Origin of the sequence: Parapedobacter deserti (assembly GCF_042646065.1) — a bacterium.
Classification (GTDB): domain Bacteria; phylum Bacteroidota; class Bacteroidia; order Sphingobacteriales; family Sphingobacteriaceae; genus Parapedobacter; species Parapedobacter deserti.
Window position 1 is genome coordinate 18,099 of record NZ_JBHRTA010000008.1, and the last position, 21,119, is coordinate 39,217.

18 protein-coding genes are annotated in these 21,119 nt (G+C 47.6%); 16 read left to right on the top strand and 2 right to left on the bottom strand.

Features of this window, described 5'->3' with window-relative positions:
• The first annotated feature begins 61 nt into the window (after positions 1-61).
• Entirely contained in the window at positions 62-619 is a 558-nt protein-coding gene (locus ACFOET_RS01840; protein WP_379018976.1) for a hypothetical protein, read from the top strand.
• Here ACFOET_RS01840 and ACFOET_RS01845 read toward each other — a convergent pair.
• Positions 616-2,850, bottom strand: coding sequence for a GH92 family glycosyl hydrolase (locus tag ACFOET_RS01845; RefSeq protein ID WP_379019606.1), 2,235 nt, complete (start codon positions 2,848-2,850; stop codon positions 616-618). The two genes, ACFOET_RS01840 and ACFOET_RS01845, sit on opposite strands and share 4 nt — an antisense overlap.
• 201 nt (positions 2,851-3,051) lie before the next feature.
• Here ACFOET_RS01845 and ACFOET_RS01850 point away from each other — a divergent pair, with 201 nt between their 5' ends.
• Positions 3,052-4,071 carry a LacI family DNA-binding transcriptional regulator gene (locus ACFOET_RS01850; protein WP_379018978.1) on the top strand — a complete coding sequence of 340 codons (1,020 nt, stop codon included), beginning with the start codon at positions 3,052-3,054 and terminating at the stop codon, positions 4,069-4,071.
• Here the strand turns inward: ACFOET_RS01850 and ACFOET_RS01855 are convergent.
• Entirely contained in the window at positions 4,028-4,531 is a 504-nt protein-coding gene (locus ACFOET_RS01855; protein ID WP_379018980.1) for a methionine-R-sulfoxide reductase, read from the bottom strand. The genes ACFOET_RS01850 and ACFOET_RS01855 overlap by 44 nt on opposite strands.
• A 368-nt stretch (positions 4,532-4,899) precedes the next feature.
• Here ACFOET_RS01855 and ACFOET_RS01860 point away from each other — a divergent pair, with 368 nt between their 5' ends.
• From ACFOET_RS01860 to ACFOET_RS01925, 14 genes are all read left to right on the top strand, one after another.
• A complete protein-coding gene (locus ACFOET_RS01860) occupies positions 4,900-6,189 on the top strand; it encodes a c-type cytochrome (RefSeq protein WP_379018982.1) in 1,290 nt (429 codons plus the stop codon).
• A 51-nt stretch (positions 6,190-6,240) separates the two neighbouring features.
• Entirely contained in the window at positions 6,241-9,255 is a 3,015-nt protein-coding gene (locus ACFOET_RS01865) for a TAT-variant-translocated molybdopterin oxidoreductase (RefSeq protein WP_379018984.1), read from the top strand.
• A 26-nt stretch (positions 9,256-9,281) separates the two neighbouring features.
• Complete coding sequence (gene nrfD, locus ACFOET_RS01870; protein WP_379018986.1) at positions 9,282-10,763, top strand: NrfD/PsrC family molybdoenzyme membrane anchor subunit; 1,482 nt, start codon at positions 9,282-9,284, stop codon at positions 10,761-10,763.
• A 2-nt stretch (positions 10,764-10,765) separates the two neighbouring features.
• Positions 10,766-11,302: a DUF3341 domain-containing protein gene (locus ACFOET_RS01875; protein ID WP_379018988.1), complete on the top strand. Its 537-nt coding sequence runs from the start codon at positions 10,766-10,768 to the stop codon at positions 11,300-11,302.
• On the top strand, positions 11,295-11,918 hold the full coding sequence (locus ACFOET_RS01880; protein ID WP_379018990.1) for a c-type cytochrome: 624 nt from the start codon (positions 11,295-11,297) through the stop codon (positions 11,916-11,918). Before ACFOET_RS01875 ends, ACFOET_RS01880 begins: the two co-directional genes overlap by 8 nt.
• A gap of 18 nt (positions 11,919-11,936) precedes the next feature.
• Positions 11,937-13,172, top strand: coding sequence for a quinol:cytochrome C oxidoreductase (locus ACFOET_RS01885; RefSeq protein ID WP_379018992.1), 1,236 nt, complete (start codon positions 11,937-11,939; stop codon positions 13,170-13,172).
• A 120-nt stretch (positions 13,173-13,292) separates the two neighbouring features.
• A complete protein-coding gene (locus ACFOET_RS01890) occupies positions 13,293-14,639 on the top strand; it encodes a cytochrome c oxidase subunit II (RefSeq protein WP_379018994.1) in 1,347 nt (448 codons plus the stop codon).
• A 33-nt stretch (positions 14,640-14,672) separates the two neighbouring features.
• Positions 14,673-16,565, top strand: coding sequence for a cytochrome c oxidase subunit I (locus ACFOET_RS01895; RefSeq protein ID WP_379018996.1), 1,893 nt, complete (start codon positions 14,673-14,675; stop codon positions 16,563-16,565).
• 6 nt (positions 16,566-16,571) lie between these two features.
• Positions 16,572-17,630 carry a COX15/CtaA family protein gene (locus ACFOET_RS01900; RefSeq protein WP_379018998.1) on the top strand — a complete coding sequence of 353 codons (1,059 nt, stop codon included), beginning with the start codon at positions 16,572-16,574 and terminating at the stop codon, positions 17,628-17,630.
• A 105-nt stretch (positions 17,631-17,735) separates the two neighbouring features.
• Positions 17,736-18,638 carry a heme o synthase gene (cyoE, locus tag ACFOET_RS01905; RefSeq protein ID WP_379019608.1) on the top strand — a complete coding sequence of 301 codons (903 nt, stop codon included), beginning with the start codon at positions 17,736-17,738 and terminating at the stop codon, positions 18,636-18,638.
• Between the two features lie 5 nt (positions 18,639-18,643).
• Complete coding sequence (locus tag ACFOET_RS01910; protein ID WP_379019000.1) at positions 18,644-19,225, top strand: cytochrome c oxidase subunit 3; 582 nt, start codon at positions 18,644-18,646, stop codon at positions 19,223-19,225.
• A 9-nt stretch (positions 19,226-19,234) separates the two neighbouring features.
• Complete coding sequence (locus ACFOET_RS01915; protein WP_379019002.1) at positions 19,235-19,963, top strand: cytochrome c oxidase subunit 3; 729 nt, start codon at positions 19,235-19,237, stop codon at positions 19,961-19,963.
• Between the two features lie 27 nt (positions 19,964-19,990).
• On the top strand, positions 19,991-20,374 hold the full coding sequence (locus ACFOET_RS01920; RefSeq protein WP_379019004.1) for a cytochrome C oxidase subunit IV family protein: 384 nt from the start codon (positions 19,991-19,993) through the stop codon (positions 20,372-20,374).
• Entirely contained in the window at positions 20,371-21,084 is a 714-nt protein-coding gene (locus ACFOET_RS01925) for an SCO family protein (RefSeq protein ID WP_379019006.1), read from the top strand. Before ACFOET_RS01920 ends, ACFOET_RS01925 begins: the two co-directional genes overlap by 4 nt.
• Positions 21,085-21,119: the final 35 nt, after the last annotated feature.

Sequence of the window (21,119 nt, forward strand, 5' to 3'; positions counted from 1 at the left end):
GCATTTTTTTTTTGTTATTAACTTATCATGTCGTGAAAGACATGATATAAAACATTGGCCTATGAAAACATGTGTAATCGGAGCTCTCTTGGTCTTGATCCGGTTTCTCCTGTTCGCACAGGAAGAACCGGATCCCAACCACCGGCTTTCTGTCGGATTGCTCGGGCATTATCATGCAACAAATTATCGGCTGGGGCTTAGCGGCCATTTGAAGTGGCTGTTGCCCTCAAGCCATGCCGGCGGCAACCGTTTTTTGTTTACGGCGAAGGCAACACATTCGGAACCTAAGAACGGACCGTTCTTCAGTGCTTTTGACAATGGGAAATACGACAATATCAGCACCGTCTATCTGATGGTCGGGCATCGGATTAACCTGTTCGATAAAGGGTGGAGGGCATCCGCAAGTACCCCAGTGGGTAACCATTCGGCGTACCTGGAATTGAACGGGGGGAGCGGTTATAACGGTCTACATCGCCGTTTTGGCTTTGCTTTAAATCCGGTTATGGGTTATTCATTTGACCAGCGGTTTGATATCAATTTTGGGTATCAATCGCTGCTTGTAGGCACGGATTATCCCAATCTGCACTATCTGGAAGTTGGACTGGCGTATCAATTTTAGCCAGATTTGGGCCACGTTTCCGGTTTCTGGCCGAAGCGCTTGCTGGGTTTTGGCCCCATCTTAAACACCAGCTCGCCGCCATTGAGCATACCTTTGTGCCGTATGTACGTGTTTTCATAAGGCGCTCCGTTCAGGGTGGCCGACTGGATATATTTGTTTTGAGGGCTGTTGTTTTCAGCGCGGATGGTGAATTGTTTGCCGTTTGGCATTGAGAATACCGTTTCATCGGCTGATGGGCTCCCAAAGACATATTCACCGCTGGCCGGATTTACGGGGTAAAGCCCTGCGATACTCCACACCGCCCAAGCGCTCATCTGTCCGGCGTCTTCATTGCCCGCGTAGCCGTCTGGTTCATCTTGGTACATCGAATCGACAACCTGGCGTACACGTTCCTGTGTTTTCCAGGGTTCGCCGATATAGGTGTACATATAGGCGATGTGATGGCTCGGTTCATTGCCATGCGCGTACTGGCCGATAAAGCCACTTGCATCTGGAGAGATATTGTCTCCGGTCATTTTCGAGGGCGCTGAGAATAGCTCATCAAGCTTGGCACTTAATCCTTGGTTGCCACCATATAGGCTGGCTAGTCCACGCACATCATGCGGTACAAAAAAGGAATGCTGCCATGCATTTCCTTCAATATATTGGCTTTTGTCGAAGTCATGTTCAGACCAAAAAGGATCGAATGGCGTTACGAACTGCCCATCGCTATTCTTGGCGCGCATGAAGCCTGTCTGGTTGTCGAAAAGGTGAGTAAAGGACTTCGACCGATTCGTGAATGTGGCATAGTCGGCCGTCTTGCCAAGCTTTTTCGCCACCTGAGCAATGCACCAATCGTCAAACGCGTATTCCAGTGTTATCGTGACGCTGCCGCCGGCTTTGTCCTGAGGGAGGTAACCATATTCAATATATTCCGGCACACCACGAATGTCCTGATACGCACTTTTTAGCATGGCCTCATAGGCACGCTCGGCATCAAGGCCCGGCCATTCCTTCAGTATGGCATCCGCGAGTACCGGAATCGCGTGGTAACCTGTCATCGTATTGGTTTCCCAGGTGCTTAGATCCCATACAGGGAGCAGGCCGTTTTCGTCGTAAAATGCCAGCATGCTGTTGAGCATGTCGGTATAGCGCTCGGGTTGCGTAATCGTGAAAAGTGGTTTCAGTGCGCGGAAGGTGTCCCACAGCGAAAACAAGGTGTAACGCTGAGCGCTTTCTGGCATGGAGCGTAAATCCCCGTTAGCGTTCTGGTATTCCCCGTCGTTGTCTGAGTACAGCGTTGGGGCGATCGCCGTATGGTACAGGGCAGTGTAAAATACTCGTTTTAGGCGTTCGTCGCCGGTGTTAATTCTGACCTTTTGCAATTCCGCTTCCCATTGGGCTTCTGCGGCTTTCCTGACGCGTTGGAAATCCCATTCCGGGATTTCAACCAGCGCGGCTAACGCCTTTTCATAGCTGGTCATCGACAGCGCTACTTTCAGTTCGACGATTGCTCGCTCATCTTTATCAAACACCAATTGGGCTGACACGCCGTTGCCGATATCGTAGGTTTCGGCCACATCTGCCATGTCGGAAGCGGATTGGCCGTCGTCCAAGATGATCTTAGCAGCTGGGACAGATGTCCGAGCGGCGAAATATACCCGCTGTACCTTAGCCCACCCGGTAGAGTAACGATAACCTACGAGCGTACTGTCGTTGATGACGCTGATGTGGGTTTCCGTAGGGTTGTCCCAATTGAGATGGAAGCCTAAGTCAAGCCGGATCGTGGGCGTAGTACCTTGTGGGTAGGTATACCGGTGATATCCGCAACGCGCTGTGGTGGTAAGTTCGGCCTGTATTCCGTTGTCCATCGCCACCCGGTAGTAGCCAGGGCTGGCGTGTTCGTTATCGTGGCTAAAGCCCACCTTAATGCCTTTGACGGTGTCGTCAAGTGGTGCCATCAACGGCATCACAGAAATGTCTAACCAGTCACCTATGCCTGTGCCGCTGAGGTGCATATGGCTGAATCCTGCGATCAAACTTTCGCTGTAATGATAACCACTGCACCAATCCCAGCCAGCACGGCCATTGTCTGGGCTAAGCTGAACCATGCCGAAAGGGACGGTTGCACCCGGAAACGTGTGGCCATGGCCACCTGTGCCAATGAACGGGTTCACGTATTTGATAAGCGAGTCTTGGCCCCTTGAAAACAGGCAGCCGAAGAGGAGTAATATCAATGTGCTCAAACGCATTAGCATAACCATAAAAAAAATTAGCGTGATAATCTGCCGTAAAGCTAAATTTTATTCTTTCAATCCCCAAAAAAAATCCATACGTTTGCTCACTGTTGCTAAACATAAAGCTTTAGTTGCTAAAACCGGAAACCAGAAGAGTCATTAACCGTGTGACTGGACGTCCGAACGGTCGCAGTATGAAGTGCTCAATACAATACGATGAAGAAAAAAATATTAATCAGCGATATAGCAAAAGATTTGGGAGTATCGGTTACCACGGTCTCTTTTATCCTCAACGGGAAGGCTAAAGAAAAGCGGATAAGCGATGGGTTGACCAAGCGCGTATTGGATCATGTGCAAAAGGTCGGATACAAGCCGAATGAGCTGGCAAAAAGTTTACGCACTGGTAAGACAAAAATAATCGGTTTGGTAATTGAAGATATTTCCAACCCATTTTTTGCCAATATCGCCCGTCTCATTGAAGCTAAGGCATACAGCCAGGGGTATCGAATCATTTATTGCAGCACGGACAACCAGCCTGATAAAACGATTGAGCTGATTCAGCTTTTCCGCGATCGACATGTTGATGGCTATATCATTACGCCCTCTGAGGGGGTGCGCGACACGATCGAATCGTTGTTAAATAGCCAGCTGCCGTTAGTATTGTTTGATCGGTATATACCTGGCCTTGAGTGCAACTACGTGGTATCCGACAACATGAGGGGTGCTTACGACGCTACTGCCCATCTTGCCCAGCAAGGTTATAAGCGGATTGCACTGGTAACGCTTTACTCTTCGCAGACCCAGATGCGGGACCGCATGAACGGATACATGCGCGCCATCGATACTTATAAACTTCAACCCTATGTCAAGAAGGTCAATTTGGGGGACGAAGAACAAGCAACCGTCAATGATTTTCAGTCTTTTTTAGAAGACCAGCAACCCGATGCGGTCTTCTTTGCCACGAATTACTTGGCTATAACAGGTTTGAAAGCCATCCAGCAGCATCACATGCCCTTTCCTGCGGTTGTCTCCTATGATGACCACACGCTATTCAAACTGTTTGCGCCGACCATCACTGCGGTGTCACAGCCTATTGAAGCTATCGCAGATGAACTGATCAATATTTTGCTCAATCAGCTGGATGGTAGAGTAAAAGCGCCAAAACAGGTGGTGCTGCCGTCTGAACTGATTATTAGGGAGTCTTCGCAGGTACAAATTTCATCGACAGCGAGTTAACACAGTGACGGGTGTTTTTTGCGGTAAACCGCTCTCCGAGAAACACATGGCCTAAGTGGCCACCGCAGCTGGCACAGACGATTTCCGTACGTCTACCATCTGCATCGGGTATCCGTTTTACCGCTCCCTTGATTTCGTCGTCGAAGCTGGGCCACCCACAATGTGATTCGAATTTATCCTCAGAGCGGTAAAGCGGTGCTTCACAGCGCTTGCAGATGTAGAGCCCTTCGCTCTTGTTGTCTAACAGTGCCCCGGTAAACGGCCTTTCTGTACCCTTGTGTAATATGATATACTCTTCTTCGGGCGTCAGTTTGTTGTATTTTGTCGTGTCCATGGCGTTTTCATTAAATTTACTTGTTTGTGCGTCCTGGTCGAGTTGGCGGTAAGGTCCCCGTTTGGCGATGCTATGTTCGCACCCCCAAATGGACATCGTGGCCAATATGGTCAAAATATAATGCATAACTATTAATGGTATACGAATATACATCAGATACATGAAAAAGTTTTATCTGCCTAAGCTTAAATCCGAACAACAAGGCAGTCAAACGCGCTTTCTAAGATATAGAAAATTACAATGAATAATCAAAATTGGCGGAAACAATTTCTTTTGCACTTGATTTTTGAGACCGCATTAAAAATATGCTATATGCGCTCAAATCGCAGATTTTAGGCAATTTAGAACGATTATAAATTATTAAATTCAGTCATCCCATTGTCACCGATACGCCAATAAGTTATACTTTTGTGGCATTGTTAAGAGGGTGTAATTCCATTGATTCAGATAACCCCAATTTTTACATTCATCATAATCTGTATAAAGTGCTTAATATGAGAAATATCTCATTCGTTTTCAAAAGGATTGCCAAGCCGATGTCTGTTGCGCTGGTACTGTTGTTTGCGGTTTCTTTGTTGCAGGCTCAGGATGCAAAAGAAGGCGAGACGATTTTCAGGGCCAATTGTTCGTCCTGTCACAAAGTATTTGGCAACTTCCTGGGGCCGGAATTGGCAGGGGTGAACGAGCGGCGTGACGAAGCTTGGTTGTTGAAGTGGATCCATAATGCACCTGCTATGATCGCCGCCGGCGACCCGATTGCTTTGGAGTTGGATGCACAATACCCCAATGCAATGATGACGGCGTTCCCTCAGCTTTCTGATGACCAGATCAAAAGCATTTTGGCTTATGTTTCTTCGGAAGAGGAAAAGAGAGCAGCAGGTGGTTCAGGGGGCTTGGCTGCTGGAGGGAGCGGCGCAGCCACCGATTCGAGTGGAGACGCCAGCAACTTTATGATCATCGGCCTTATCGCCGTGATTGTCCTTGCGTTTGTAGTCATTCTGGTGCTTAATAAGGTTATTCGCACCTTAGAGCGGGTGATCGCCAGTAACAGGGAGTTAATTCCACAGCCTGTAGTAACCGAAACGTCGGGCAGAGACTACATAGGCAAGTTCAAAAGGTTGGCTAAAAATAAGAAATTGGTCTTTTTTGCGGTGCTTATGTTGGTCATCTTCTTGGCTTCGGCCGGTTGGAAGACCCTGTGGAATGTTGGAGTTCATGAAGGTTACCAGCCCGTCCAGCCTATTAAGTTTTCTCATCAGTTGCACGCAGGTGTCAATCAAATCGACTGCCAATACTGTCACGGTGGTGCCTACAAGTCTAAGAATGCTTCGATCCCATCGGCAAATGTGTGTATGAACTGCCATAGAGCGGTGACAGGAAGTGACAAGTATGACGGGGAAATTTCGCCGGAGATTGCTAAAATTTACCGCGCGTTGGATTACAACCCAGAAACCATGGAATACGGCCCGAATCAACGGCCGATTGAATGGGTACGGATACACAACCTGCCTGACTTCGCCTACTTTAATCACTCGCAGCACGTCGTGGTGGCTGGTGTAGAGTGTCAAACGTGCCACGGCCCGATCGAGACGATGGCAGAAGTATATCAGTATTCGCCTTTAACAATGAATTGGTGTGTAGACTGCCACAGGGAAACCGAAGTAAAGCATGAAGATAATGCGTACTACGATCAGCTAATTGCAGCACATGAGCAACTCAAAAAAGGCGAGAAAGTGACCGCCGCAATGCTTGGCGGGTTGGAATGTGGCAAATGCCATTATTAATTAAATAGCTAAGATAATATACTTATCATATATCTTTTTATTACAGCGTAAATGGATAGCAACAAGAAATATTGGAAAGGTTTGGAAGAATTGCAGCAGACACCTGCCTTCGTGGAGAAGAGCAAGGGTGAATTTGCCGAATCGATTCCCTTAGAAGATGTACTGAACGAAACAGGCCTAAGTACCAAGACACCCCGGCGTGACTTTTTGAAAGCGCTAGGGTTTGGTCTGGGGGCGGTCTCACTGGCGGCATGCCAGCGCACGCCTGTGCATAAAGCCGTTCCCTATCTAATAAAGCCTGAAGAGGTCACTCCGGGTATTCCGAATTTCTATGCATCCAGCTATAAGGGGCAAAGCATATTGGTAAGGACCCGCGAAGGACGGCCGATCATGTTGGAGGCTAACCCTGCTGCCGTGGACTTGAATTGCGGTACAGACGCTTCAACACAGGCATCCGTGCTGGACCTTTACGATATGTCAAAGCTTAAAGGGCCCAAGTTTAATGGTGCTGATATCACTTGGGATGAATTGGATACCCATGTGGTAACTGCTTTGGGCGCGGCCAGCGCCGCTGGAAAGCAAATCCGTATTATCTCTTCTACCATAAACAGCCCATCGGCTATCGCGGCAATTTCCCGTTTCACGGAAAAATATCCTACAACCCAGCTGATCGAAACTGACGCTGTTTCTTACAGTGGTATCATCAAGGCTAATCAAAACAGTTTTGGTAAAGCCGTTGTACCGCATTACCGCTTCGATAATGCTGATGTGATTGTCAGCGTGGCTGCTGATTTTCTCGGTACCTGGCTGAGTGGAGAGGAACATACACAGCAATATATTTCCAACCGTGATTACAAGAGCCTAAAACAGGGCAGAATGTCACGGCATATCCAGTTTGAAGCAGGCATGAGCCTTACCGGTACGAATGCTGATGCGCGCATAGCCATTAAACCTTCCGAAGAAGGGCCGCTGTTGATCGCGCTATATAATGCAATTACTGGTGGAAATTTGCCAGGGGCACTCAGCACCAATCCGAGAGCACAAACCGCTTTGAAGTTGGTGGCCCAGGAACTTCAGCAAGCGCGCGGGCGTGCCGTGGTGGTTTCCGGCTCCAACAATATTTCAATACAGACATTGACAAATGCCATCAATGTTGCCTTGCAAAGCTATGGAAACACAATAGACCTTGACAACCCTTCATATCAATACAAGGGAGACGACGAAGCATTCGTTGCCTTTCTGGCAGAAGCAAACCGAGGCGATGTCGATGTCGCGTTCTTCTTGAACAGCAATCCGTTGTATGATTACCCGGACCCTCAAGCAGTAAAGGAAGCATTAGATAAGATCAAGTTTAAACTGTCGTTTGCCGACCGTGAGGATGAAACTGCTTCCGAACTGGATGCTATTGCACCTAACCACAACTTCTTGGAATCTTGGGGCGATGCAAATCCGCGAGGTGAATACTATACCATCGTTCAGCCAACCATCAATCCGGTGTTTAATACCCGCCAGGCCGAGCACAGCCTGCTGCTTTGGGCAGGCGAAAAGATGGATTACTATTCGTTTGTCCAAAACAACTGGGAGCAGCAAATCCTCGTTGGAAGCAGTAAGACGTGGAAGGACGTTTTGCAAACCGGGTTTGAGTATAAGGGTGACCAGCCTGCCTCGCTCTACAGTTTTGATACCAGCTCACTCGGCGCTGTGGCCAATGCTATTATAGCGCAGAGCAAGGCCTTGGCTGGGGAGGTCGAGGTACAGCTCTATCAAAGTGTAGCGCTGAAGGATGGCAAACAAGGCAATAACGCTTACCTGCATGAGCTGCCCGATCCGGTTTCTAAAGTAACATGGGACAACTATGCGGCTCTCAATCCAAAATTTGCCGAGTCGCTGGGATTAGGGGAAAACAGCCTGGTGGAAGTGGAAGGGGAGAACGGTTATAAGGTGATATTGCCAGTGCTGTTGCAGCCTGGCCAGTCCATGGGCACGGTATCAATTGCGGTGGGCTACGGCCGCACCAAAACCGGTAAAGCAGGCGATAATGTAGGTAAAAATGCCTTTCCTTTCGCCAAAGTGGTAAACGGAACGCTGCAATTCAATACAACCGCAAAGCTTACCAAAGCAAAAGGTACCTACGAATTGGCGCAGACGCAAACGCACCATACGATTGAAGGGCGAAACATTGTCCGCGAAACGACTTTCGCAAAATACAAGGAGAATCCAGGGCATAATGCCGGACGGTGGACGGATAAGCATAAAACGTACGATCTGTGGAATAAGTATGAGCAACCCGGCCATAAGTGGGTGATGGCTATCGATCTTAACGCTTGTACGGGCTGTGGCTCATGTATCGTCGCTTGTAATATAGAAAATAACATTCCGGTCGTAGGACGCGATGAAGTCCGCCGGCGCCGCGAAATGCATTGGCTACGGATAGATCGGTACTATGCCATCGCACAGGATGGCGAGTCATATACGAAAGAGGATGACATTGCCCGGTTGGAAGACTACGAGAATGTGTCAGTGGTACACCAGCCGATGACCTGTCAGCATTGCGAGCACGCACCCTGCGAAACAGTTTGCCCGGTTTTGGCTACAGTACATTCGTCAGAGGGACTAAACCACATGGCGTACAACCGATGCTTCGGTACGCGCTACTGTGCGAATAACTGCCCATACAAAGTTCGCCGCTTCAACTGGTTCAATTACTGGAACGACTCACGATTTGATAATTACCTGAACAACGAGTTCACACAACTGGTGTTAAATCCCGATGTGGTTTCGCGCTCTCGTGGGGTAATGGAAAAATGTTCGATGTGCATACAACGTATCCAAGCCGGTAAGCTTAAAGCTAAGCTCGAAAAACGTCCGCTAAGGGATGGGGATATCAAGTTGGCATGTTCTTCGGCTTGTTCCGCTAATGCAATCATCTTCGGTGACGCTAATGATCCTGAGTCGGAAGTGTCCAAAGCACTGCGGAATGAGCGTGTATACTATGTCTTGGAGGAAATCAACGCGCAGCCGAGTATTGGTTACATGACTAAGGTGAGAAATACGTACGAGGCTTAACTAATTCTTTTTTGAAAATATAGACTATGTCATCGCATAACGAATCAATATTAAGAGAACCATTAGTAACCGGTGAAAACATCACCTATGCCAAGGTGACAGACGACATCCTGTTGCCGGTAGAGAATAAGCCCAACAAGGCTTGGTGGATCGGCTTCACTATGGCGGCCTTAGGAGCTTTGCTATGGGTATTTAGTGTAGGCTATACGTTTTGGACGGGTATCGGGGCTTGGGGACTGAACAAGACGGTAGGATGGGCGTGGGACATTACCGACTTCGTTTGGTGGGTCGGCATCGGTCATGCCGGTACGTTGATTTCGGCCGTACTTTTGTTGTTCCGTCAAAATTGGAGGAACTCGATCAATCGCTCGGCTGAAGCGATGACTATATTTGCGGTGATCTGTGCCGCTACCTATGTAGTCGCTCACATGGGGCGGCCTTGGCTGGCTTACTGGATTTTCCCTTTACCAAACCAGTTCGGCCCGTTATGGGTGAATTTCAACTCACCACTGGTTTGGGACGCATTCGCGATCTCGACTTACTTCACGGTATCCCTGGTATTCTGGTATTGTGGTTTATTGCCGGATATTGCGTCGGTACGTGACCGCGCCGCTGGCTTGAAAAGAAGAATTTATTCTATTCTTTCATTTGGATGGAATGGTTCTGTAAAAACCTGGCAGCGGTTTGAAATCGTGTCGCTTATCCTGGCTGGTATTTCTACACCGTTGGTGCTTTCTGTACACACCATCGTATCCATGGACTTTGCGACATCGGTGATTCCCGGATGGCACACAACGATTTTTCCGCCTTATTTCGTGGCCGGCGCAATCTTTTCGGGCTTTGCCATGGTACAAACTTTGTTGCTGATCATGCGCAAGGTGCTCAACTTTGAGAACTACATCACGATGTTTCACATTGAGGCCATGAACAAGATCATCATGGTAACCGGTTCCATTGTGGGCATTGCTTACCTCACTGAGCTGTTCATTGCCTGGTACTCGGGTTCCGAGTATGAAATGTACGCCTTTGCTAACCGGATAGCGGGCCCGTACGCTTGGGCATATTGGGCGATGATGACCTGTAATGTGATTTCACCTCAATTGTTTTGGTTCAAAAAAATTCGTACCAGCATTCCCATCTCCTGGGTGCTTTCGATAGTGGTTAACATCGGTATGTGGTTTGAGCGTTTCGTTATTATCGTTACTTCCTTGCACCGCGACTATCTTCCGTCTAGTTGGGCTATGTTTTATCCGACCTGGGTAGACGTCGGTATTTTCGTGGGATCTATCGGTGTGTTTTTCACCCTGTTTCTGCTGTTCCTCCGATTCCTGCCAGGTATAGCCATAGCCGAGGTGAAGCTGCTGCTGAAGAGTGCGAGCCTGCAGCAGAAGGCGAAGCTTATCAACGAAGGAAACTTGAAACCCGAGCAAGTAGCGTTCTTTAGAGACTCTCTTAAGAAATACGATTCGGTAACCCAAGAGGAGATCAAATCATTAGAAACTAAGTAGCAATGAACAACACTAAGTATATCATCGGAAGTTTTGCAGACCCCGACGAGCTGATGGACGGGATAGACAAGCTGCAAGCAAACAACATCAGCATCTATGATTGCTTCACACCAATGCCTATTCATGGTATTGAAGCTAAATTAGGGGTGAAACCTTCACGCCTGCCTATTGCTGCATTTTGCTTCGGATTATTAGGCAGTGTTTTGGGATTTAGCCTATTATACTATACCATGACCTACGATTGGCCGATGAATATTGGCGGAAAGCCGGCGCTTCCACTTCCTTCCTTTGTGCCAGTCACGTTTGAAGTAACTATTTTGCTGTGTGCATTGGGAATGGTGGCAACATTCTTTTACCGCAATCACTTGTTTCCGGGTCGAGCACCCCGTGTAATGGATTTGCGCGCGACCGACGACAGGTTTATCATTGCTGTTGATGCCAATGATAATGTAGACCATGAGAAGATTGAAAATCTGTTGAAAGAAGCCGGTGCTGTAGAAGTAAAGTACAATGAACGAAAATATGTTAGCTATGAATAAGATGAGGCTTCTTGGCGTTATAGGTGCAGTGGCCGTGATTGCCGTTGTGGTGGCTTCTTGCGGGGGTAATACCACGCGTAGCACTGGCTGGGAATTTTCACGAAATATGTATGATCCGCTCGGTTACAATCCGGACCAACCGAATGCAAACTTTAAGGATGGCAAAACAGCGCAAGTGCCTCCTCCAGGTACAACGCCTATCGGGTTTGAGCGTTTCCCCTACTCGGGGAGCAATGAAGACTATGAGCGAGCCGGAGCCGAGTTGGCCAACCCTTTCGATCAGTCGGAAGCCAATCTCAAGCAAGGGGAAGCGCTTTATCAGGTTTATTGTGCAGTGTGCCATGGGCCTGAAGGTAGGGGTGACGGCCCGATTACGAAAGACCGTACATTGGATGCAGAGTCAAGGCAGCTTGAAAATTATCCGCCGCCGCCTTCTTATGCCAGATCTGATTCAATCAACTCTTCGCGTGGCGGCTTAATGGCTGATCTCAGCGACGGGAAAATATACCATACCATCACGTACGGATTGAATATGATGGGATCGCATGCTTCGCAACTGTCTCCAGAAGAACGTTGGTTGGTGGTCATGTATGTCAGGGAATTACAGAAAAAATAATTTTATCAGCTATACTAAATGGGAACTCATAGTCATCATCACGATTATAACTTTAGCGAGCAATTTACGTTTACGGGAAGGGCGAAGGTACTGAGTTTAATCGCCCTTGGCGTAGGTATTGTGGCGATAGCCATTGGCTTGCTCTCCAGCGACCATATCATGGTGGAACGCACGTACGCCAACTTACTGCTGATGGGGTATTATTTTACTTGTGTGTGTGCCGCGGGTGGCTTTTTTGTAGCCCTGCAGTACGTCACCCAATCGGGGTGGTCTTCCGGAATGATCAGGATTCCGCAAGCCATGGCGAGCGTGCTTCCGATAGCGTCTTTGATCCTATTGGTTATTACAGCTACCGGTTTATTCTCGCACAACCTGTATCACCATTGGTACGCCGAAGGGCTTACCGATCCGAACAGCCCAAATTATGACGAGCTGGTTGCTGGCAAGGCTGCGTTTCTGAATGCCCCTGGGTTTTTGATCCGGCAGGTGGTCTTCATGGGGGCATACAGTATCTGTTCTTGGCTGCTTGCAAAGTACTCGTACAACGAGGATCTTGATGGCGGACTTAACTCGTATAAGAAAAGCTTTAAGCTCTCTGCGCTGTTTTTGGTTATTTTCGGATTTACTACGCCGATCTGGTCATTCGATACCGTCATGTCGCTGGAAGCTCATTGGTTTTCCACTATGTTCGGGTGGTACAACTTTGCTGCACTGTGGGTAAGCGGCCTGTGCGTTATTACGCTTATCCTGATCCTGCTGATGAAATCAGGTTATATGCCATGGGTCAACGAAAACCACCTGCATGATTTGGGTAAGTTGATATTCGGCTTTTCGATCTTCTGGACCTATGTCTGGTTTTCCCAGTTTATGCTGATATGGTACGCCAACATTCCGGAAGAGACGGTATACTTTTACAAGCGTTGGGAGCCGGAATATAAGCCTTGGTTCTGGCTTAATGTGGTCGTCAATTTTGTTGTGCCCATATTGGCATTGATGGACCGCGACGCGAAGCGAAAAATGAATATACTGATGGCTGTATGCATTGTGTTGCTTTTGGGGCATTGGTTAGATTATTATATCATGGTAATGCCAGGTACTGTGGAAATGCATCGGGGTTTTGGGTGGATTGAAGTTGGTGTTGCCCTCGGTTTTACAGGACTGTTTTCGTTCCTTGTACTTTCGAAGTTGAGTAAGCATCCATTAGCACCGGCAAAGCACCCGTTTCTGCAGGAAAGTTTGCATCATCAGATATGATGCGCAGCGCTCCGTACATGCGGAGGTGTATTACACCATACGTCGGCACCAGGGGCAGCGGTTGAGGAATAAGTAGCTTGATGCTAAAATTTGAAATACGGAAAATCGTTATAAATAGAAATGGGCTTTATAAAAAATAGCAATTTTAAGACAGTTTTTATACTGGCTTTCCTAGTAGGTACGATATGTTCAGGGTTTGCGTTTTCGCAGGACTCCGATACGGCACGGGTTATTGCGCCTCCCGTGGTGGCGGCAGACACAGCGGGTACCGATACGGCTGGCAATGTAGCCGCAGAAGCAGATCCGGATTCGGGCGATACAACAGTCGTCGCGGAGGCGCCTGCTGCGACCGTTGAAGTTCCTCCTGGAGCTGTAGCGGCTGCGGAGGACAAACTTAACCTGGATCCGCAAGTATACAAAAACTTCTTTTACGGGTTATTGCTGGTATTTTTGATCTGCGTGTTGGTTGGTGTCATAGGTAAGATCATTCAAGTATACGAGTTGACACGGCGGATGAATGGAAAGGATACGACATATTACCTGTATAATTTCAATGGCGTGTTGTTTTTGGTTGCGTTGGTGCTGGGCCTGTACGGAGTATACTGGTCTTACGTGCACCACGGCACTCAGTCCATGAGGGACGCTGCTACATTGCATGGTGAGCGGATCGACATGATGTTTATCATAACCACGATCATTTGTACTATTGTGCTGGTTCTGATGCATATCGGCTTGTTTGGATTTGCTTATAAATACCGTGCGACACCAGATCGCAGGGCTTATTTTTATCCGCATAACAATACCATTGAAAAGGTCTGGACGATCATCCCTGCAGTGGTGTTGACCATCTTGGTGTTGTTTGGTTTCTTCACTTGGCGTAGTATCACCAACGTGTCCGAAGAAGACCAGAAAAATGCGCTTCATATCGAGGTCGTTGGTGAACAGTTTACCTGGACAGTGCGTTACCCGGGACGGGATGGCGAGCTTGGCGAGCGTAACTATCGGCTCACGACTCCTTTAAACAGCTTAGGTATCGATTTCAATGACAAGAAGAACTGGGACGACCAGTTAGGATCCGAAATTGTGCTTCCGGTAAACAGACCGGTGCGTGTGCAAATCGGCTCTAAGGACGTCCTTCACAGTTTTTACATTCCGGACTTCCGCGTACAGATGAACGCAGTGCCTGGCATGAAAACGTATTTCCAATTTACCCCGACGATTACCACAGAAGAAATGCGCGACAAGTTAGGTGATTACAGCTACGACTACGTCATGCTTTGTGCGAAAATATGCGGTGGAGGCCATTATAATATGCAGAAGCGGGTGAGGGTAGTGACCGAAGAGGAGTATCAAGCGTGGATCAATGAACAGCCGTATTTCTTTACTGAAGAGTTGCGCAAGGAGTTCAAGGTATCTATGGCAACCGACAACGATGCAGACGCTCCCTTATTGGCGAATGCAAATTAAAGGTTTGAAAAATAACGTATTTAATACACAGATATGTCAAGTATAGCAAGTGCAAACATGCATAGTGTGGATCACCACGGTGAGCATGGGCATCACCACCATGAATCATTTTGGACTAAATATGTGTTTAGTCAAGATCACAAAATGATTGCTAAACAGTTTTTAATTACCGGTATTGTCATGGCCATTTTTGCCATGATACTATCCATATTGTTCCGGCTCCAGTTGGCTTGGCCAGACAAGGAGTTTCCGATTTTAGAGCTCTTTTTGGGTAAATGGGCGGAAGGTGGGCGCATTCACCCCGACTTTTTCTTGGCTTTGGTGACTATCCACGGTACAATCATGGTGTTTTTTGTACTCACCGCGGGGCTCAGTGGAACATTTGCCAACTTATTGATTCCTTATCAGCTAGGGGCAAGGGATATGGCCTCGCCATTCATGAACATGCTGTCGTATTGGTTTTTCTTTGCGGCATGTGTGGTCATGATCGCTTCTTTTTTCATTGAAAGCGGGCCAGCAAGTGCCGGATGGACTATTTATCCGCCACTGTCTGCGGTACCAAAGGCAATCAGTGGCTCCGGACTTGGCATGACGCTCTGGCTGATCAGCATGACACTGTTTATTATATCACAGGTACTCGGAGGTACAAACTATATCAGTACCGTCTTGAATATGCGTACAAAGGGAATGGACCTTTGGAAGATGCCGTTGACCATATGGGCGTTGTTCTTGACGGCGATCGTAGGCTTATTGTCCTTCCCTGTGTTAGTATCGGCGGTTGTATTGTTAATTTTCGACCGTAGTTTCGGAACCAGTTTCTACCTCTCTGATCTGGTGGTGCAGGGGCAGATCCTCCCCAACGAGGGCGGTAGCCCGATTTTGTTCCAGCACTTGTTTTGGTTCCTGGGGCATCCGGAGGTGTATATCGTACTGATGCCTGCACTTGGCCTGACGTCGGAAGTGATTTCAACCAATTCCCGCAAACCAATTTTCGGATACCATGCGATGGTGTATTCGCTGATCGGGATCACGGTGTTGTCGTTCATCGTGTGGGGACACCACATGTTTGTGACCGGTATGAATCCGTTTTTGGGAGGCGTCTTCATGATTACCACGTTGATCATTGCGGTACCGTCAGCGGTTAAATCCTTCAATTACTTGGCGACGCTGTGGCGGGGCAACATCCGGTTTACACCGGCGATGTTGTTTGCCATCGGTATGGTGTCGTTTTTTATTTCGGGGGGTCTGACTGGGCTGTATCTCGGCAACTCAGCTTTGGATATCAACTTACATGACACCTACTTTGTCGTTGCCCACTTTCACTTGGTAATGGGGTCGGCATCGATTTTTGGAATGCTCTGCGGGGTATATCACTGGTTCCCCAAAATGTTCGGACGCATGATGAATGAGAAGCTCGGATACCTGCATTTCTGGTTGACGTTTGTCGGCGCGTACCTGGTGTTTTTCCCTATGCACTTTATGGGGATAGATGGCGTGCCGCGTAGGTACTACGCGTTTACAGAGTTTCCATTTATGGAAAAATGGATTTCCGTGAATGTGTTTATCACTTGGGCGGCCATCATAGCCGGTATCGGGCAGCTGGCGTTTGTCTGGAATTTCTTTTATTCCATCTGGTTCGGTAAACGTGCGACCCAGAATCCATGGGGCGCTAACACATTGGAATGGACGACTCCGGTGAAGCATATTCATGGCAACTGGCCGGGCGAAATACCCACGGTTTACCGGTGGCCATATGATTACAGTAAGCCTGGGCACCATGAGGATTTTATTCCGCAGACAGTGCCCTTTTCGGAGACAATGAGTTCCAACTTACCGCATGACTTTGAGGGCAACGCCGAGGCGGAGCGTATACAGCGGGAGTGGGAATTGGCAAACAATCCCCAGCCTGAAAAAGAGCGAGAGTAATACGATATGCTGCCACCTGCTGAAAAAAGGTTTTTATGGATCAACAAGATTACGATTATCTCGCTGTTTGTGTTGATTCTCGCAGGTGGAGTGGTGCGCAGTACCGGGTCTGGCATGGGATGCCCCGATTGGCCAAAATGTTTTGACCGGTTGGTGCCTCCGACAGATGTTTCTGAACTGCCTGCAGGGTATGAGGAAAAATACATCGCTGGAAGGAAGGCAAAAAATGAAAGGTTTGCTGCGACGTTGGAGCGGTTTGGCAATAAGGAGTTGGCAGATCGCATCCGCAGTGACGAGCGTATCCTCCAGCACGAGGAATTTAATGCGGCGAAGACGTGGACAGAGTATATCAACAGGTTAGTGGGTGCGGTTACGGGATTGTTGATTTTGGGATGTGCCGTCTTTTCCTTTACGTTCTTTAAAACAAAGAAGTCTATTTTTATCTGGAGTGTAATCAATGTGGTTGCAGTCGGCTACCAAGCTTGGTTGGGCTCGATCGTTGTTTCCACTAACTTGATGCCTTGGATCATTACCGTGCATATGCTGTTAGCGCTGTTTATTGTGGGAATCAGCATTTATACGTATTTCAAGGCGCGGTCATTGCGTGATAAGGATTTGATGATTAACCACACGTCGAAGGGAATAAAGCGACTGGCGGCATTTTCGTTGCTGTTGATCGTAGTACAGATCGCGGTGGGTACGGGGGTTCGTGAGGAGATCGACCTGATTTCATCTTCCGGCGACACCCCACACAGGAGTGTATGGTTGGAGCAATTGGGTGAGGTATTTAATATACATCGTATATTGGCGTTGATCTCTTCTGTAGTGATTGTATTGCTTTTTTTCGTTGTGCGGTCGCGGTTTGCGTCCAACACGTATCAAAGCAAGTTTACTAACCTGCTCCTGTTAGTGTTGCTGTTGCAGCTTGGTACCGCGTTGATATTATCTTATTTCGATGTACCGCCGTTCGCGCAGACAGCACACTTAGTGTTAGCCAGTTTATTGTTCGGCACGCAGTATTACCTGATGCTTCTGCTGGGCACGGCAACATGGAAAAAGATTTGATAAATTGAAGTTATAATGAAGATGGTGGATAACGATATGCGGCCTAAAAAGTTTGGTGGAGATTTCGCTGTACAAAAGCGGGGTAGGGAGGCTGCGTTTGGCGAATTGATGCAGTTTGTGGGTGATTTGAAGCAATTGGTGAAGATCAGGCTTACCATGACGGTTGTTTTCTCCGCCTCCATTGCATTTTTGATTGGCAGCAAACAACAAGGGGATATTAACTGGATAAATTGGTTGATTTTGACAGCCGGTGGCTTTCTGGTCACTGGGTCGGCCAATGGGTTCAACGAGATCATTGAACGGGATTTGGATAAGTTAATGAAGCGGACTGCGGACAGGCCAATACCGTCCGGCCGGATGACAACAGGTCAGGCACTGGTTTTAAGTTTGCTGATGGGCATTGCAGGTACGTATACACTCGTTACACTCAATTTCATCGCCGGCTTGCTGTCTGTTTTCTCTATTCTGCTATATGCGTTCATCTATACACCGCTTAAAAGGAAATCGCCTATAGCCGTGTTTGTAGGTGCTTTTCCAGGGGCATTGCCGCCTCTGATCGGTTATTATGCTGCCTTTAGCCAGAATGAGTTGGCTGCTTATAGCCAATATAATGCCACCGCAATAGTCATCATCCCGCTTGTGCTGTTTGCTATCCAGTTTGTATGGCAGTTTCCGCATTTCTGGGGCATCGCCTGGGTGCTTGACGATGATTATAAACGTGCGGGATTCCGGTTGTTGCCAACCATGAAACGGGATAAGGTGTCTGCATTCATGGTACTGATCTCGACATTGTTATTGATTCCCGTCAGCCTATTGCCTTATTATTTTGGGTTTGGAGGGATCATTGTCTCGATAGCGTCGTTGGCGGGAGCATTATGGTTTAGCTGGTACGGACTGAAATTGTTTCTGCGGTGTGATCTGGCTTCGGCGCGCAAAGTGATGTTTACCTCTTTTTTTTACTTGCCGTTGATCCAACTGGTATTGCTTTTTGATTTTAAAGCCCTATGATTATTATGGCGCAATACACGCAAAATAAGGAGGAGTTGACTCAGCAGAAGGCCAAGAAGTTTAACCTGTGGCTGGGCATGATCGGGATGTTTATGATGTTTGCTGCCCTGTCCAGTGGCTTTATTGTCTACACGGCGGGTGGTATCGACAGGGGCATCAAGACGTTGCTGCCAGACGCGTTTATTTATAGTACCATACTGATTGTGCTTAGTAGCTTGACCATGCAGCTTGCTTATGTGGCTGCTAGGCGGACTCAGTTTAGTAAGCAAAAACTTCTCCTGATAGCGACAATTTTGTTGGGACTCGGATTTTTCTGCGTACAGCTATACGCCTGGGGCATATTAAGTAGCCGCGGCGTGGTATTTGTGAATAACAATGCGTCTCAGTCTTTCATTTATGTTTTCACGGGTATGCACCTTGCACATATTGTTGCAGGAATCCTCGTGTTGATGCGGGCGTTGATCGGCCGTATGCGGAGTATTCCCCAGGTGAACAATGTCTTTCGGATGGATCTTGCCGCGCTATTTTGGCATTTTCTCGGCATTTTGTGGATTTATATTTATGTTTTTTTACTTTTGAATCAATAACACTGAACAATGAGTACAACTGTATCTGAATTGGATAAGGTAAGAACCGGGAGGTGGAGCGGTGGCAGGTCACCTTTTAACGTGGAGTATGGTAAAATCATGATGTGGTTTTTCCTTACTTCAGATGCCTTTACGTTTTCCGCGTTTCTGATTTATTACGGAACACAGCGCTTTGCTCACCTTACCTGGCCCGATCCAGACAAGGTTTTCCAATCCATTCCTTTTGTGGCGGATTATGGATATCCCTTAGTATTTGTGGGCATCATGACTTTCATCCTCATTATGAGTTCGGTGACCATGGTACTGGCAGTGGAAGCAGGGCATCGCAACGCAAAAAAGGAAGTGGTGGGTTGGATGATCGCCACGATCATCGGCGGTCTGATGTTTATCGGATGCCAGGCGCTGGAGTGGACGCACTTACACCATCAAGGCTTCTGGTGGGGCAGTATACCCTTTGAGGAAGGCGTATCTCCGGAGGTTACCCTTGCACCGTATTTTACCAACGAAATTTCGGAGGTGTCCGCATTGCAGTTCGCCAACCTGTTTTTTACCATTACCGGATTCCACGGGTTTCACGTGTCGATAGGTATATTGCTCAATATCATCATTCTTGGAATGACGTTGGCAAACGTGTTCGAGCGGAGAGGCACCTACTTGATGGTTGAGAAAGTAGGGCTGTATTGGCACTTTGTAGACCTCGTGTGGGTTTTTGTATTTACATTCTTCTATTTGGTTTAATCAAATTAATGCGATAATAATTCGGCTATGGCTTCACAACATCATGATCATACGGTAGGACACGAAGAAGGGCAACACCATGAAGGTATGACCAAAGGCAAAATCTGGCGTGTGTTTTTTTACCTCCTTGCGCTTACGGCACTTGAGTTTTTCATTGCGCTTGTGTTGGTGCATGGCGGTATGGTTCAAAAAGGTTTAATGGTAAACATCACCTACATTATACTGACGCTGGCAAAGGCTTATTATATTGTTGCCTATTTCATGCACCTAAAGTTTGAAACGTTCGGGTTTATCATGTCTGTCTCCATTGTATTCTTGTTTATTGTTTATTTCATTGCACTGATGCTGGCTGAGGGGACATACATGAAATCGCATTTCAACCCGTTCCCTTTTTGGCCTAATTCTCAATGAAAGTAACTGGGCAAACGAGTGGCTGGAAAAAAATAGTAATCCTGGCAGTTATCCTTATTCTGCCAGGATTTTTATATTACTTGCTCGAGCAAAAGGGAGAGAACCGGTACAAGAATCTTCCGATTTTCGGAGAAAAGGTGCTAACCGGAACTTTCAGCAACCGCATGGGTAAACAAATCCCCGATACCCTTTTCCATCAGATCGAACCATTTTCATTGGTCAACCAGAAGGGGGAGCTGGTTGATGTGTTGGCAAACGACACCAGCATTGCGGTGGTTAATTTTTTTTACACCCGTTGTGCTTCCTTTTGCAAGCACATGAACGATGAGATGAACCGAGTGGCAGAGCGTTTTTCGGGCAATCACTTGGTCGGCTTCTATACGATTACCGTGGATACGGCTTATGACAAGCCGGAGGTTTTGCGTGAGTATGCTCAGGCATATGATCCTGCATCAAAGAAGTGGCATTTTTTGACGGCAGGCAGGGATGATATTTTCAAGATTGCCCGTAATGGCTTCTTGGTCGATGCAGTAAAGGATACCGCAGCCAACGGAAGCTTTATTCATAGTTCGTCCTTGATTTTGGTTGATTCTAAACGCCGTATCCGCGGCTATTACGATGTAAACCATCCAAAAGAAGTGGACCGGTTGATCGATGAAGTGAAGTTGCTGTTAGTACAGGAGATCCGGGAAAGAAGCCCGTATAAGTAGTGAAGGGAGGGGGGTGCGCCTATTGCTGCACGTCT